Annotated in this window: 15 protein-coding genes, 1 tRNA gene and 1 pseudogene; 4 read left to right on the top strand and 13 right to left on the bottom strand. The window is 33.1% G+C overall.

What is annotated here, in order from left to right:
- The first annotated feature begins 3 nt into the window (after positions 1-3).
- From EL260_RS10830 to EL260_RS10820, 3 genes are all read left to right on the top strand, one after another.
- Positions 4-807, top strand: a complete 804-nt coding sequence (locus tag EL260_RS10830; RefSeq protein ID WP_123860289.1) for a DUF4249 domain-containing protein — start codon at positions 4-6, stop codon at positions 805-807.
- A gap of 222 nt (positions 808-1,029) precedes the next feature.
- Positions 1,030-1,428 carry a VOC family protein gene (locus EL260_RS10825; RefSeq protein ID WP_123860288.1) on the top strand — a complete coding sequence of 133 codons (399 nt, stop codon included), beginning with the start codon at positions 1,030-1,032 and terminating at the stop codon, positions 1,426-1,428.
- 128 nt (positions 1,429-1,556) lie between these two features.
- Positions 1,557-3,062, top strand: a complete 1,506-nt coding sequence (locus tag EL260_RS10820; RefSeq protein ID WP_123860287.1) for a hypothetical protein — start codon at positions 1,557-1,559, stop codon at positions 3,060-3,062.
- A gap of 441 nt (positions 3,063-3,503) precedes the next feature.
- Here the strand turns inward: EL260_RS10820 and EL260_RS10815 are convergent, their stop codons facing one another.
- The 6 genes from EL260_RS10815 to EL260_RS10790 all read right to left on the bottom strand — a co-directional run bounded on the left by EL260_RS10815 (position 3,504) and on the right by EL260_RS10790 (position 9,654).
- Positions 3,504-4,151, bottom strand: coding sequence for a response regulator transcription factor (locus EL260_RS10815; protein WP_232534827.1), 648 nt, complete (start codon positions 4,149-4,151; stop codon positions 3,504-3,506).
- Between the two features lie 5 nt (positions 4,152-4,156).
- Positions 4,157-5,761 carry a sensor histidine kinase gene (locus EL260_RS10810; protein ID WP_228445398.1) on the bottom strand — a complete coding sequence of 535 codons (1,605 nt, stop codon included), beginning with the start codon at positions 5,759-5,761 and terminating at the stop codon, positions 4,157-4,159.
- A 530-nt stretch (positions 5,762-6,291) separates the two neighbouring features.
- The gene (locus tag EL260_RS10805) at positions 6,292-7,059 is read right to left on the bottom strand and encodes a LytR/AlgR family response regulator transcription factor (protein WP_123860284.1); all 768 of its coding nucleotides are present in this window, start codon (positions 7,057-7,059) and stop codon (positions 6,292-6,294) included.
- The gene (locus EL260_RS10800; protein ID WP_123860283.1) at positions 7,056-8,084 is read right to left on the bottom strand and encodes a sensor histidine kinase; all 1,029 of its coding nucleotides are present in this window, start codon (positions 8,082-8,084) and stop codon (positions 7,056-7,058) included. The genes EL260_RS10805 and EL260_RS10800 overlap by 4 nt, the downstream gene beginning before the upstream one ends.
- Positions 8,085-8,142: 58 nt before the next feature.
- Positions 8,143-8,892, bottom strand: coding sequence for a hypothetical protein (locus EL260_RS10795; RefSeq protein WP_123860282.1), 750 nt, complete (start codon positions 8,890-8,892; stop codon positions 8,143-8,145).
- Positions 8,893-9,072: 180 nt separating this feature from the next.
- A complete protein-coding gene (locus EL260_RS10790) occupies positions 9,073-9,654 on the bottom strand; it encodes a hypothetical protein (protein WP_123860281.1) in 582 nt (193 codons plus the stop codon).
- Positions 9,655-9,958: 304 nt separating this feature from the next.
- On the opposite strand from EL260_RS10790, the gene EL260_RS10785 reads away from it, so the two are divergent.
- Positions 9,959-10,043: transfer RNA gene (locus EL260_RS10785), tRNA-Ser, on the top strand.
- A gap of 304 nt (positions 10,044-10,347) precedes the next feature.
- On the opposite strand, the pseudogene EL260_RS10780 reads toward EL260_RS10785, so the two are convergent.
- From EL260_RS10780 to EL260_RS10750, 7 genes and pseudogenes are all read right to left on the bottom strand, one after another.
- A pseudogene (locus EL260_RS10780) lies at positions 10,348-11,584 on the bottom strand (IS3 family transposase).
- Between the two features lie 145 nt (positions 11,585-11,729).
- Positions 11,730-12,221: a DMP19 family protein gene (locus EL260_RS10775; protein ID WP_123860280.1), complete on the bottom strand. Its 492-nt coding sequence runs from the start codon at positions 12,219-12,221 to the stop codon at positions 11,730-11,732.
- Between the two features lie 85 nt (positions 12,222-12,306).
- Entirely contained in the window at positions 12,307-12,630 is a 324-nt protein-coding gene (locus EL260_RS10770; RefSeq protein ID WP_123860279.1) for a hypothetical protein, read from the bottom strand.
- An 18-nt stretch (positions 12,631-12,648) separates the two neighbouring features.
- On the bottom strand, positions 12,649-13,104 hold the full coding sequence (locus tag EL260_RS10765) for an HNH endonuclease (RefSeq protein ID WP_123860278.1): 456 nt from the start codon (positions 13,102-13,104) through the stop codon (positions 12,649-12,651).
- Positions 13,105-13,530: 426 nt separating this feature from the next.
- Complete coding sequence (locus tag EL260_RS10760; protein ID WP_123860277.1) at positions 13,531-13,797, bottom strand: hypothetical protein; 267 nt, start codon at positions 13,795-13,797, stop codon at positions 13,531-13,533.
- Positions 13,798-13,976: 179 nt separating this feature from the next.
- The gene (locus EL260_RS10755) at positions 13,977-14,408 is read right to left on the bottom strand and encodes a DUF5958 family protein (protein WP_123860276.1); all 432 of its coding nucleotides are present in this window, start codon (positions 14,406-14,408) and stop codon (positions 13,977-13,979) included.
- A 10-nt stretch (positions 14,409-14,418) separates the two neighbouring features.
- On the bottom strand, positions 14,419-15,405 hold the full coding sequence (locus EL260_RS10750) for an RHS repeat-associated core domain-containing protein (RefSeq protein WP_228445630.1): 987 nt from the start codon (positions 15,403-15,405) through the stop codon (positions 14,419-14,421).
- Between the last annotated feature and the right edge of the window lie 62 nt (positions 15,406-15,467).

Raw genomic sequence — 15,467 nt, 5'->3', positions numbered from 1 at the left:
ATCATGAAAAAAGCATTCTTTATCATATTATCTGCCATCGCATTAACTTCTTGTGAAAAAGAGATTGATCTGGATCTGGCTGATCAAAGTGGAAACATTGTCATTGAAGGAAATATCACCGATAAAAATGGTTCATATACCGTAAAAATTACCAAATCTGTTGGTTTTGCCCAACCTAACCAATATCCGGCTGTTACGGGAGCCCAGGTTATTCTAAGTGATAATACAGGGCAAACAGAAACACTGGAATATGCAGGAGGAGGAGAATACAAAACAAGTACTTTTCTTGGAGTACCCGGCAGAACGTATACTCTTAAAGTTGTAGCAGAAGGAAAGCAATATACTGCTCAAAGTACTATGCCTAAGGCCGTAGAACTGGAAGGTCTTGTACAGGATACTTTTATGTTCGGAAGTAAGAAGACCTATACTCTTCTACCTGTTTTTACAGATCCTGCGGAATTAGGTAACCGATATCTTTTCAGTTTTTCCATCAATAATTTACCTAAAAAGTACATCAGTGTACTTTCTGACAATTTAAACAACGGATTACCCAATCAATGGACTTTAGGACTTCCTAATGATGATAATAAAGGTAGGGATCACGAAGTGGTCGTTGGTGATGTTATTGATGTTGAAATGCAGTCTATTGACACCAATATATTCACATATTACAGTGCTCTTCTTAAGATCTCAGAAGGATATGGAGGCAGTGTTACCCCTGCTAATCCGCCAAGTAATATCAGTAATGGAGCTTTAGGATATTTCTCCGCACATACTGTAAGATCTATGGTTACACAGATTCAATAGATTTTCTATTATTACAATAATAACGGTTATTCCATCGTATTGGAATAACCGTTTATTTTTTACGAACTGGTATAAAATTATTCTATCCCAGACGTTAAGGATTACAGTTCTAAAATGAAATCCAATTTTCTAATCATTAGTGACATTTCAAAATACTCCTGACATCCTGTTGTCATACCTCATACTTAATTTTGTACCCAATTAATGTAAATACAAGATTATATGAAATTAACATCATTAAGAATCATTACAAAAGACATCCAGCAATCAGTTATGTTTTATGAGAAAGCAATAGGATGTACGGCTCAATGGTATACGGAAGATTTTGCTGAACTTAATACCCACTCTATTACGATAGCCATCGGAAGCACCCGTACCATGAAAATGTTTGGAGGAGAACATCTTACAACATCTAAAGGTTTTACCAATACCATTATAGAATTTTTAGTGGATGATGTTGATCGTGAATACGAAAGGATTAAAGATCTGACAGATCATATTATACAGGAACCTACAACAATGCCTTGGGGTAACCGTTCCCTCCTCTTCCGTGATCCCGATGGAAATCTGATTAACTTTTTTACTCCTGTAAGCCCTGAAGCCATTCAAAAATTCAGATAAAACAGGGAGCCAGAGGATAGAAAACCGCTAATAGTAACCATTATCCAACATCTTTCGCGCCCCTATCTTCTGGCTATTTATTTCACCATTTACACTATTTTTTGTAAGTTAGAGGTTCAAACCAATCCATGAAATATATTCTTCAGGCCTTTATTGGCCTTTTACTACTGCAATCCTGTCAGTCAGATGAGTTAAAAGTAAGTTTTAAAACGATAGAAATAAGTATTCCGGGAACTTTAGGGCCTTCTTTAAAGCACCATTCAAAATATTATTGTTATTTTGAAAAAGACAATCCACTTGGCTCCAATACCCTTGTAGATTTTTATATCCTGGATGAAAACGGAAAAACAGAAGCCCATATTCCCCCACCACCTATCTTATTTTCAGATTATACCTTATCTGTAAAGAATGATACTGTTTTCACCACCCATTACCACAACTATTCTTCATTTTATCTTGATGAAAAACAAAAGAAATGGATAAGGACCTCCAAGACAACAGATATTGTTTTTAAAGACAAAAACTACACAATAGACAGCAATACTTCAGGTATTGGGTGTTATGAAACAAAATTCATAGATCATAAAACACGGCAGCAATATGAAATCTATTTGGAAAATCCGATGGTTAATAAAGTGAACAATTCTTATTATATAACCTCTACAGATTATATTCTAAAAATCTCAGATCCAAAGAAAATGGAAATAGCAGGGCAATCAAATTCCAAGGATCATTATTGCTCCTCTCAGAATATTGATTCGTTTAAGGGAGCTGAAATTCAATACAAAAATGAACTTCCTAACATGTTCAAGTTTTCCATAGCCACTTCATTTGCAGTAAAAAATCAGCTTTATCATTTATACTCGGAAGATGGCTCCACCAAAATTGCAGTTTTAAAAAACAAAGAATTTGTTACTATTTTTGAATTTAAAGACGATATTCATCCCTATCGAAAACATTATGACAGCATGAGCTTTATTCCGGGAAATGAATATCAAACTCTTCGGTTTTCTACAAAGAACCCTCATACTTACGGAATTATTGAAATTGATAAGAATAAGTTTAATGTAATTACTTTCAAAAATACGTATCGGGAGCCTATATTGGGTGAGCCCTACACAAAGGCATGGGTTGAGAAAAATTTCATGGACTTTTATACTCATTTTAATACATTATCCATCAATCAAATCAATCGCATTGAACAAAAAGAAAATGCGTTGAACCTAACTCAACTTGGATTATATAATGGTTTCCCTACCGTCTCATCTGATGATTTCCCAACAGTGTATCAAAAAATTGAACGGAAGTATATTCATTTAATAACCTCCTACTACTACTCTCATCAAAACAAATTATTAAAACTTATTGAATTCGAATGGATCCCACAATCTTATTCAGCACTCTCCAATGAAGATGATATCAAGGTCCGGGAATCTCTTGATACCCAAAAGATATTTAAGAGCAAATATACCTGGCTTCATGCTTTTCTGAAACAGAAATTAGGAGAGCCTGTTTCTGAAACGGCTAATGGTCCTTCCTATATGAGTGCTAAGTGGGAAACCGGAACAGAAGTGATTGAATTGTCTTATTATAGCAGCACAACCCTTACTTTGTATAAAAAACAAAATAATTAGTTATAATTCTTGCCCATACATCATAAAAAAAGGAGGCTTTTATTGCCTCCCTTTTCTTTTGTACTAATAACCAGACCTTGAATTTCTTTATATTTATTTGTGTTTCTTTCTTATCATTTGGTTTTTTCTTCAAGAAATCCACGTTTAAGGTCATTCATACATTTATATTAATTTCATCACTTGCTAATTCCTCTTCATCATTTGTGTTTTATATAACTATAGTTTATTATTTTTACAGTTATCTTATTTACCTGTTATTATTGAAGTGAAAAAACTAAAAAAAGCAATTGCATTTCATTTGGTAAATTTTATACTACAAAGTAACGACATTGCAGGATAATATCATCTATAAAACCCATAGATACACTTCTGATGTGATATAGATATTTATCGATGAAACAAGTTGAACACTAAGGAAGCGCAGAATTGACCGTAGAAAATCTATATTTTATGATGCGTTTTGATAAGATCAATAAGCTCTACAATATTTTCTATTTTCAGCTTTTCAAAGATATTTTTTTTGATTGTACTTACAGTATTTTGCTTTATATTTAAATTATTCGCAATTTCCAAATTTCCCAATCCATCAGCGTATAGTTCCGCAATCTGTAGTTCTCTTTTGGTTAAGCTAGTTAATGGACTTATCACATTCGGATTGTAGATAAATTGCACCAATAAATTTCTTGTCAGATCCGAAAAATATTCTCCTTTCTGGATAAACTGCGAGATTGCTTCTCTTACTTCGTCCTCTTCACTCAGTTTGCTCAGATATCCATTAGCCCCGGCTTTTATAAATTTAAGCGCATACAGGTCTTCTTCAAGTCCTGTAAATATAAGAATCTTAATATCCGGGTTTGTGGTCTTGATTTGTGGTAAAACGTGCAGACTATTTCCTTCGGGAAAATGGGCGTCAATAATGGCTATTTCAATTCCCTTTGTTTCTATCAACTCCAAAGCCTGTTGTAAGGAGGAGGTATGATACACTTTAGCATTGGGAGCAATATCACTAATAACGATTTCCATTCCCTGCCTTACAATGCTGTGATCGTCTGCTAAAAGGAATATAATTTCCCTGTTTTCAATTGGCATTTCCATTATTTATTATTGATATTTAAATTGATTCTGAATGTCACCTGTGTTCCTTTGTGCAGCTTACTGGAAACCGAAATTTCCCCATCAAACAACTCTACAATTTCCTTAACAAGATTCAGTCCTAATCCTACTCCAAGATTATCTACTTCATCAGAAACAGTTCCCTGATAATAAGGATCAAAAATCTTTTTCAGATCAGATTCCGAGATTCCCACTCCAGTATCTCCTACTGTTGTAATTAAGGTAATTTTATCATTTCCTAACGATTCCGTTGTCATTACAAGATCAACCTTCCCATTTTCTGTATACTTGTTGGCATTCCCAAGAATATTCATAAAAATCTGGTTAATTCTTATATTGTCTGAAAATACAACAACTCCTTCAGGGATTCTGTCTGTTACGACAAACTTATTATTTCGGGTCTCCAGATAAGGGGAAATCACTTTTACAATAGAACCGATCTCCTCTTTAAGATTAAACACAGATTTTATCAATTTCTTCTCAGCATCCTGATTCTTTGTGTACTCAAGGATCTGGTTAGATTGCAGAAGCAGAGTACTGTTGGTAAATTTAATTGACTTCAGATAATCTTTGATTGTCTCATCCCCCGTTGATCTATAAATCTTATCAATAAAAATATTAATAATCTTCAACGGAGATCTTAAATCGTGGCTCAGCATACCCAATATCCTGTTCTTGAAATTCAGATTATTTTTAATTTCTTTATTAGCTGCATCAAGTTTTCTTTCATAAATGAAGGCAACTCTTGTGAAATACATAATTAGAATAGATACGATAAACATTAAAATCATCAGTCCAAGTACAAGGTATCTTCTGATTTTATTATTGTCAGAACTTTGTTTGGTATATTCTTTTTCAAGTTCGGATTTGAAATCTTTAATAGCATTTTCATATACATCAATCAAACTGTTACTATATACCAATAGTTTACTAAAATTACTGTAAAACTGTATATTTTCATGCTGATTTTTGATCGCATATTGCTGTGCTTTCTTTACTTCCGCTGCATAATGCTTATCCATCGACTTTAAAGCCTTATCCATTTCTGTTTTTACATTAGAAATGTCTATGGTTTTATTATTTGTTAACGTAATTACTGTACTTTCTTTCTGAACATTTACTTTTCCTGTGATAGCATCCTTCAAACGCCCCATGAATCCTTTCTTCTTAATGGTATCAGCATAGGTATGGGTCTGAACATTGAGATTTTCAAAGTCATTCTTATATTTTGCTGGCTCATACTGTTTATCCTCAATTTTTGTAGGGGGCTTCAAGGAAGTCTCGTATACGGAATCGATAAGGGATTTCAGCTTAGTTACCTTCAAGGTATCCATTTTCTTCTGGGCCAGGGTCTTTCTCAGTCTTGGGCTTGTATTTTCATACTCTCCAATTTTATCAAAATTCTTTTTAAGTTTCCTCAATGATTCAAAATAAAGCTGCAGATCTTTATTATCCTGGCTTACCATATATCTTTGAAGATGTTCCTGCGCATCCATGAAATCTTTTCTCGAGTTATCAGTCAGTCCACCCAAAGCCCTACTTTCCTCCAGCTGCGTCTTAATAAACTGTAATTTTTTCTCATTCACAAACTCATTGTAAAAAAATACACCTATAATCACCTGTATCAATAAGATACACACAATCAAAGAGTAATGAACAACCTTCCTCAATTTAAAATTTAAGAATTTATATTTCATATCTACAGCCAGGTAAATTAATCTTCTGTTTTTCTTAAGTCCCTTTTATTAGTCTTAAACAATATAATGTTATTAATAAACATTCAATAATCACTATATCCTTCTCAATTAGCAAAGTTAAATTAATTTTTGTCTACTTAATAATATAAAGTTTCTGACAAAAACAGTCAAATCCAAATCTAATTTACACCAAAAAGCCTATAAAACCTAAGCTTTTCATTAATGTAAATCTCTTTTTTTAGAATAGATGTAAAAAAAAGACCTTCATCAAAATATTTTGAGATCTGTTTTTATAGGGATTGGGACCTACAAATAAAGCACTGAATTTTTAATAATTTAGGATTTATATAGAATTTTCAAGTTCGGAACCCATTTTTCTTCATGAAACTCAACAGCTAAAATCGTTTCTACCAGCATCTTCACTCTTCAACCCATTTACGAAATGTAGCAGTATTTCCCTGGCTTGTAATCAGATGACATTTGTACCCTTTCATCTGAATAGCCAATGTATTCTTATTATACCGTTCTATCTTTTCAACATGTTGTTTCTGCACAAGCTCACTGCGGTTGATCCTAAAGAATTCTAAAGGATTGAGAAGTGTTTCTATATCTTTTAATGTAGATTCATTGAGTAAATGTTTCTTACCGGATGTGTCAGCTGCAAAAACAATCCCCTCATCTGCTTCAAAGAAGGCAATGTCTTCTGTATTCACAAAATAAATCCTCTGATGAGAGTTGACTGTAAAACGTTTTTTATAATTTTTCTCCAGTTGATTACTATTCAATAACTGCTGAAGTTTCATCAACACCGCATTTTCTTTAGAATCCAACTTTTTTAATAATAAAAATTTATCCCATGCTTTTTTAAAACGATCCAGAGTAAAGGGCTTTAAGAGGTATTCAATCCCATTACTTTCAAAGGCATTCATCCAAAATTGATCATATGCTGTAGTAAAAATAATCGGGCAGGTAATACCAACCTGGTCATAGATCTCAAAAGCATTCCCATCCAATAGTTCTATATCCGAAAAAATAAGGTCTACCGTTGAATTTTTCAAAATATCAATAGCAGCTTCTACAGTATCAATTTCAGCAACCACTTCCACAGGTGGTTCTAATTCACTGATAAAGCGCTTTAATTTATTTCTGGCAGGGATTTCATCCTCAATAATAACAACTTTTATCATATTTTATCTGGAATTATTGGGATTATAACAGTGAATTTTGTTTCTGTTTTTAACATCTCCAGTTTTTGATCAGTCAGTACCCAATATTGTTCTTTAAGGTTATTCAAAGCTCTTCCCGATGTCTTTTTGATGCTTCGTTTAGGAATTATAGTATTCGTTACCATGATAACTTCTCTTATATGAATAGTAATAAGAACAGGATTAGATTGACTTCCAAGATTATGTTGAACTGCATTTTCTAACAATAGCTGCAAAGAAAGCGGAACTATATTTCCCGTTGTATTTTCATAATCAATCTGCAATATATAAGCACTTCCATATTTATGCCGTATCAGGTTAAAATATTTCTCAGCAAAAGCAAGTTCCTCCTTTACTGCAATCAGCTTTTTGTCTGAGACATCCAGAACATAGCGATAGATTTCTGCAAATTCATTCAGAAAATCGGAAGCCTTATGCTTGTCTTCTTCTATCAATTGATCCAAAACATTCAGGTTATTGAACAAAAAATGAGGATTAAGCTGTGTTTTCAGTTGATTGATTTTACTGTCTGACAAGGCCTGATCATACAACAATAACTGTTTCTGATAGATCACGTTCTTTTTATAATACCGATAAGCTAAAAAAAAGCTCCCATAGATAAACCCATCTATCAGCTCAGAGAAAGTGGTAAAAATAAGTGCTTCTTCGTTAAAGTTTCTCTCAATAGTTCCAAATGCCAATGCAATCAGGAAGCTTATCGTTTTCATCACCAAAAGATAAACAAATAGTGAAGAACTGAATATCTTAAAAATTTCTTTTAGACTGAAAGTAGATGACCTCTGCCAGCTTTTAATAAAGAAATCAATTACGAAAAACAAGATGCACGCACTTACAAAAGTAGCTACAGCCGCTTCAGGGGTAAAAATATATTGATCCAGCGTTCCTCTAACAACAATACGAATATGAATAGACTGTACATAGGCAAACAAAAAAACAAACAGGAGAAAGTATCTGTTTTGATGGATTTGGTTTGAAATGTTATTCATACAGCTATCAGTTATCTATTTCACAAAAATAGCCCTATATTTCTTATAGGGCTGCTTCTTACTTATTATTTTTCTTTCCCGGAAATGAAGCGGTAATATTTCCTTGATCATCTAAGAAATCCAGCTTGGCTTCGTTGTTTTTATCTACACAGAACCGGGCACGTGGCAATCCTTTACTATCGAATAAAAACAGTCCGTTATTTTCATCTTTCGTCTTGCCCAACATCATCCGAGGAGCACCTCCAATAAGTCCCTGGCTCTCATATTCTTTATATTTTTTCTGAAAAGCTTCAGGATTATTTTCCAGCTTATCCAGCTCTTTCATAATTTCACTTGTTTTAATTTGAGATTCCTTTGAAGGTCTATCATTGAAATAAAGCCCACTAGATACTACTCTTTTATCGCCTTTCTTATAATCTTGCGTCAACAATTGCATCACCTGATCTCCATCATATTGATCATAAGTGAGAGATAATCCGGAGCTGTGCCCGTTTTTATTTTTCTGTCCATCATAAATAAAACCACCACATTCAATCCCTTCTTCATTGAAGAAAAGCATCCCTGAGCGCTTCTTCCTTGTCGTATTGGGTGCACTTCCATTTACTTTTTCTTCTCCTGTTGGAAATCGGTCTACATTGGTAATAATCATTTTTACAGTTCCGTCTTTTTCCATCACGTTGATTCTTTCCACATCAATTTCTGTAAATTTCTGACGCCCGTCTGTTTTGAAAGCTGAAGCGGTTAAGAAAATGATTCCAATGGCTACTGTAAAAGCAAATGTTCTTAAAAAAATTAATTCTCGGTTCATGATAGTATATTGCTAATTGTTTTTGTTTTGATAAATCAAAGCTATTGCAACCACACAGCTTATTCAATGAAAAAACAATGAACCAAGGAAATAAAGAAATAAATAAAGGAATTTAGGGAATGAATAAAAAACTCCGATTTATTTTCATAAACCGAAGCTTTGCTCTATTATTAGAATATTTTACAGATTAACGTTATCTAAAAGACTTTTCAGTTCTTCAAGGGAGATATTATTCCCGGAAGCCACTACTCCATACCTGTTCCCTTCCAGATATTGAATACTTGTCATTTTATCATTTTCATACATACTATGGTCAAAGTAAACGAACCAGCCTTTATAATTTTTAATATTGGTTTTATCACCTGGTTCTTCAATTGATTTGAGTTCCAGATAACTTAAAAGACTTCCTTTAACCTGCTCTGCTCCTACACCGGCACCATCTGTTACCATTAGATAAACATTCTGAGATCCTTTTGCATAGTTTGCTGTAGCGTATGATCCTGTTTCTTTATCTTCAAATGCTGTAACTTCTGTAAGTTTAAACCCGTTAATCTCTTTTTTGAATTTACTTTTAAAATCATTTGTGTTGATAGGCTTCAGTTTCTTTAGCTCTTTAGCCAGATTCTCAACTTTTACAGAATCAGAATCATTCTGCACATTTTCTGTTGTTAACAAAGGTTGTTTAGCAAAAACAAGATTAGATCCTAAAGTGAATAGTAAGGCAATCCCTAAAACCCCTGCTCCCAGATAAGATAATTTCATAAATAATTAATTTTTTTTAGTCTGACAGGCATTGCAAAAAATACACCAAATGAAAATTCTTAGATCAAATTCTATTTCTTAAGTTTTTTTCTATCAAAATACAGGACCTTTTCCTCTCAAAACCGGATAAACAGGAGCAAATAAAGAATTAGCTGAATCATTTTATAGCAATTAACAAAAATAATCAATCTGATTTTTAGCTGATTATTAAGTTTTGTTAAAATTTGTAGGGGAAAAGTTTTGCAGAAACTAAAAATCATTCTATATTTGCACCACTGAAAACAACGATATAATCGGAGTTAAGGGAGAGTTGGCAGAGTGGTCGATTGCGGCAGTCTTGAAAACTGTTGACTGTAACAGGTCCGGGGGTTCGAATCCCTCACTCTCCGCAAGATGCGAAAACGAAAGTTTTCAAAAAGCATCAAAAAATAGATAAATCCTGCAAAATCAATGATATGCAGGATTTTTTTGTTTATTGTAACTGCCGTAATTTTAAAAAAATACTCAAAATATTAAGATTGACCTAATCGCTCTCATTTCACTACAGGCAATACAATTGAAGAAGCAAATTTTGTAGAATGGAATACTTTATGAATGGCGCTCTGAAAATCACTTTCTTTCGCTTCGAATATGTTCGGAATATATTTTTGCGGATCACGGTCGATGAGTCGTCCTAAAATAGGTTGACATATATTAAACAATATTTAATCCGGAGAGCATTTTTGTTTCTTCGGATTTTTTATGGATCTTATCTGGAGTTTCCATATTAAGACTTAAGTGTGGTCTTTTTATATTATAAAGATATATACTTTCTTTTACTAATGAGTTCAGATCTTCTATATTTTTCGTTTTATAAAAGAGGAATTCTTGTTTTAAAATTCCATTAATTCTTTCTGCTAGTGCATTTTGATAGCAATCATAACCATCTGTCATAGAAGGTTGAATTTTATTTTTATGAAGAATTTTTTGATAAAGATCTGAACAATATTGTAAACCTCTATCTGAATGATGAATTAGAAGGTTATTGGTAACTCTATTTTTAATAGCCATTTTTAATGCTTTTGCAACACTTTCAGCATTCATATTTAAGCTTAAAGAATATCCCGTTATCTTTCTACTGTAAGCATCTGTTACTAAAGATAGGTAGCACGTAGATTTTGTTGTTTTAAGGTAAGTAATATCACTTACAAAAACCTGTTCCGCCGTCTCAATTTTTACGTTCTTTAATAGATTGGGATGCTTCCTAAGCCAATGTTTTGAGAAAGTTGTCTTAACATATTTCTTTTGAATCCGAATCTGCATGTTTTTTCTTTTCAACAATGCAAATAGAGCATCTCGTCCCAACTTTATTTTTTCTTCTTTGAAGCGTTCTTTCAGAAGGAAATAAAGTTTTCTTGTTCCAAGTTTAGGTAACTCTATCCGTACTTTTTGAACCAATTTTTTCACTCTCAAAAATTCATCTTCTCGGACCAGAATCCTTTCTTTCCCTGGTAAATAGCCTGACCGCTTATCCCAAACAATCTACACAGTCTGGAGATACTTATTCCTTGTCTGTGGAGTTTGAAGATTGTTGGGAGAAATACTTTTTTCTGATTTGAGTACCATATTGCTTGTCAGAGATGTCAATCATCGTATTAAAAGCTTTATTCTTTAACTTTTCATCGGAGAGCTCTTTCTCTAAACGCTTGATTTTTTGAGCTGGTGTTTCTTTTGAATTGTCCATAATATGAATCTTGGGCTTATTCCAATCTAAGTTACCATATCTTCTGAGCCAAACCAAAACAGTACTCTTTCCTTGGATACCATAGTGCTTTTGTGCCTGTTTATAAGTGAAATCACCCGTTTCTACTTGAGATACAATACTTAATTTAAAAGCTAATGTGTAATCTTTTTGAGTGCGTTTTTCTCTTATTAATTCTAATTTTTTCATAAATAAGTCGATTTGTTGTCAACTTATTTTAGGACAGGACAATATTATTAAAAAGGGCCGTATTAACTTACAGCCCTTAAATGTCTCAATTATCTTCGAGCAGATACATTATAAAGCAGTTTCATTAATGTATTGAGTTATTTATTTACCTTCTACAACTTCTCTTTCTAAAATCTTTTCTTAAATATTCGCCCAGTAAATCAGAAATATATTCATCTTCAATATCATAGTATATATCATCCAATTCCTCTAAAGGAGCAAATAAATCATCGTCTATGTAAAGCTTTTTAAGCGTTTTGTTAATCAATTCTTTCCTAAACTCAATGTCACTCATGCCTTCGCCTTGTACAATCTTCAAAGCTTTATCTAATAAATTTGATTTTTTTAAAGCGCCTATTTCTATTAAAGCATCTATTGTCTCCTTTGCAAACTGTCCGTATGCATTCACAAAATACTGGTGAAATCCGCCATTTAGGACTTGATTTTCCAAAATAACTGTCAAATACGTAGCTTGTAAGTCCTTTGGAAGATTAACAACATAGCTATACCAATGTGGAACATCGCTATAAAACCATTCTTCTTTAATTCCTTTAGTAGATTCTAAGTAAGTTTTTTCTATTAATTCTTGATTATCCATGAATATTATTTTGTAAAGGGCCACTTTGATAAGCAGCCCTTAAATTCAAGCAAATTTTATTAGCTTAAGCATTCCTACAAATAAATTAAGCATCATTTATTCTATAATCCAGAAGTCTTTCCGCTATTTCGGTATTTGAAATACCCTTATAAGTATTAACATATTCTCCGACCATTTCCTGAACAGAGTCCAACGGAAACAGCTCGACATATTTGTTACCATCTTTTTCAAAAATAAGGTCGCCTTCTGTTTCCTCTATTCCGAAAATAGCTATCTCTGAATTCATATCAAGAGAGTTTTTCAAACAAACAATCAGAGCTTCAGAATCTGCATCTGCGTTGAATTCGATGTAAAGGTCATCAAGGTTTTCAAGATTGGCTAAATAACCAATAAAATTTGTGTAATTCATTATTTATCTTTTTTAAGCTTATTTCTTTTTATATCCGCTACCCCAGATTGACATTCCACCTTTACCGTCAGGGTGCATTGTTTTCCAAAATATACCCCCCGGTATACTTGGATGTTGTGATTTAGGAACCAATTGCATAACACCTTGCCCTACATCATGGTGCCAAACCCAGTTTTTAGGGGATGTACCCCCAATATTTCCTGTTACAGATTTTGGAATTGTAATCCCTAAATCTGTAATTCCTTCGGCAAATCTGGCATCTGATTTCATAGCATCTGAAAGAGCCGTATTAACTGCCTTAAAATGTATGTATCCGCTTTTTCCCGGATAAAGGTATTTAGCTAGCTTCATTTCATACGCTACAGAATAATATGCACCGATAGCCTCTGCCTGTATTATACTTTTAATACCAGTAATACCTGGTCCACTTAAAGGAACATCGCCTAGGTGCGATACTGGTTGCGATTCCTTCATAATTTACAGTATATGATAACCCACTACCATCTTTCCCGGTGCGAGGACTTATAAATGACCAAAATTTCCAAAATGCTGTTTTTTGGCAGGCAGTACCTGATCACCAAATCTATCATGAATAAAGTTAAAGGTATATTGACCATTCCATTCCTTCAAATTTCGTCCAGAAGCTATCTATTTACGTATCCTCAATCTTACCTATTAATCAATATCTAAATCTTCGTTTTAAAATATAAAGCTAATTCATAATACAATATAATCTTATAAAAAATATAGAATTGCTCATTATTTACTGTATGATACTTAAGTCATTCAGTAACAACAAAGCTATTGCAGATTACATCATTAGCTTTGCTGTTATTATTCAGTGCATGAGTGAGACGCTAGTACCGGTGAGAGATACATTGTCTAACTGGAACACTATGACTAACCTGTTTGAAATATTATTTCATCGTGTTCTAAATTTAAATTATAGTCAAAAATCCTATCTTGATTTATCCATGAATTTTTTCCTATTAAAAGCCCCCCAGCAATAATGTAATATTTCTTACCTGCAGATTCTATCTCGAAAATTTTCATATCATGTTTCAATAATTCTTTATCAAGATCTATGAATAATTCTTTTTCTGTTACTTCATTAATTGTAATTTCATGAATATAAGCCGGTATATTAATATATAATTTACTGCCCAAAATTCGAGATCAATATTATGAGAAGTGTTTTCGGAATAATCATCTTGGTCAAGGTATTTCATTTCACTGCGTAATAATAAAGAGGAGTGGCTTACAGTATAGCCCCACGTTTTAAATTTTCTATTTGAATAAAATATCATAAAGTGTAATTTTTAATAAAATGGTGAGTAACTAAGCTTTTATCCATAATTTTTCAGAATTTTATCTTCTGTATTAATCTCAGATAGATCCCAGTACCACCATTTATCAGGATTATTTTTTTCCTCTATAAACCTTCTTTTATATCCAATTTTAAACAAGTTCATCAATAAAACCAGTGTCTTTTCTAATTCAGTCTCTGGTAAATTAATTAACTTTATCAAATTATGATTTGCAACACCTTTTTTTAATAGAACACAAGGTGTAAAAGTCGGCTTTAAACCACTAGTTTTTATAGCTGATTCTACATCTTCATTCTGTAGTTTAGACTGCATGATAAGAGATATTATTCCTTCTAAATAATCTCTTTTGTTTTCTATATTAAAATTTGAAAACAGTATTTTAAAAGGATCAATATTTACAAGATCTTGCCCATACTTGTTAATAAAAACTTGATCAATAATTCCTAACATATTTATAAATTTAACGTGGATGAATAGTAAGATATGGCCTTGATAGATCAAGTTTCTTAAAAATATCAATATTTCGTGGAGTGTTATCTATTGTAGATCTAGCTCCTGGGATTGAGTTTTTTATTTTTGACCATTCCTTGTTATTAAGATTTTCAATAACATAATCCCAATCAGAATATGCCTTAGCTTTTCCAGTTGCTCTGCTACCAACTACTGTAATTGGTTTATTAATTCTCGTTGCAGCATTTTCAATTCTTAAAAAATCTCCTGAGGATATTATTTCCTTTTCAGTAGCAAATAATGCTTTCGTAATTGATCCTTCAGTCGTTATTATACCTTTTAATCCTGGCCCACTTAAAGGAACATCGCCTATTATAGGTGCAATACCCGTAGCTATTCCTTCATAGTTTACCATATATGACATTCCGCCTTCCTTCCAGATCCGAGGACTTATAAATGACCAAAACTTCCCTAATGCCGTTTTTTTGGGAGGAAGTACCTGATCTCCAACTCTATCCTCAAAAAACCTAGCGCTATATTGACCATTCCACTGCTCCATGTAAGCATTTACATGATTGCGAAGCTGTAGCGCCCAAACTGCACCAATTTTCCCGGTAAGTGTCACTGGTGGCAATGAAAGATTTAATCCTTCAAATTTCGTCCAGAAGTTATCATTATTACCCTCAAAACTTCCTCTTCCTGCATTCCAGGATTCAAGTGCATTGTCTAATGCTTTGAGACTACCTCCATTCTGGAAATAGCTCATTGCCCAGCCAATATCTTCCCCTGAAAAAGACCATCCCCTTTCTTCTCTGTTTATTTGCCTGCCATCAGGATCTGTGAAGGACAAAGGATTGTTCATCACATACGCATATGGGCTTTTAGAATGATAGTTTTCCGTTAGTTGATCTATCCCGTTCCATCTTCCTAAATCGGGTATCAGCATTCGGGCTCCGTAATCATACATTCCGGTTTCCTGAAGTTCTTTACCTCTAATTTATCACCATCATATTAGGAACGTTACCAATAGTGGTCTCATTTTATTTATGGACACTAGCA

This window comes from Chryseobacterium nakagawai, assembly GCF_900637665.1.
GTDB classification, from domain to species: domain Bacteria; phylum Bacteroidota; class Bacteroidia; order Flavobacteriales; family Weeksellaceae; genus Chryseobacterium; species Chryseobacterium nakagawai.
Note: the sequence above shows the minus strand (reverse complement) of the source record. Positions and strands in the feature narration are given on the sequence as shown.

Coding starts and splice junctions, on each gene's coding strand:
- EL260_RS10790 (WP_123860281.1), bottom strand. CDS start 9,654: ATGAAATTATCTTATCTGGGAGCAGGGGTTTTAGGGATTGCCTTACTA.
- EL260_RS10770 (WP_123860279.1), bottom strand. CDS start 12,630: ATGAATTACACAAATTTTATTGGTTATTTAGCCAATCTTGAAAACCTT.
- EL260_RS10775 (WP_123860280.1), bottom strand. CDS start 12,221: ATGGATAATCAAGAATTAATAGAAAAAACTTACTTAGAATCTACTAAA.
- EL260_RS10805 (WP_123860284.1), bottom strand. CDS start 7,059: ATGATAAAAGTTGTTATTATTGAGGATGAAATCCCTGCCAGAAATAAA.
- EL260_RS10815 (WP_232534827.1), bottom strand. CDS start 4,151: ATGCCAATTGAAAACAGGGAAATTATATTCCTTTTAGCAGACGATCAC.
- EL260_RS10765 (WP_123860278.1), bottom strand. CDS start 13,104: ATGAAGGAATCGCAACCAGTATCGCACCTAGGCGATGTTCCTTTAAGT.
- EL260_RS10755 (WP_123860276.1), bottom strand. CDS start 14,408: ATGTTAGGAATTATTGATCAAGTTTTTATTAACAAGTATGGGCAAGAT.
- EL260_RS10800 (WP_123860283.1), bottom strand. CDS start 8,084: ATGAATAACATTTCAAACCAAATCCATCAAAACAGATACTTTCTCCTG.
- EL260_RS10820 (WP_123860287.1), top strand. CDS start 1,557: ATGAAATATATTCTTCAGGCCTTTATTGGCCTTTTACTACTGCAATCC.
- EL260_RS10825 (WP_123860288.1), top strand. CDS start 1,030: ATGAAATTAACATCATTAAGAATCATTACAAAAGACATCCAGCAATCA.
- EL260_RS10830 (WP_123860289.1), top strand. CDS start 4: ATGAAAAAAGCATTCTTTATCATATTATCTGCCATCGCATTAACTTCT.
- EL260_RS10795 (WP_123860282.1), bottom strand. CDS start 8,892: ATGAACCGAGAATTAATTTTTTTAAGAACATTTGCTTTTACAGTAGCC.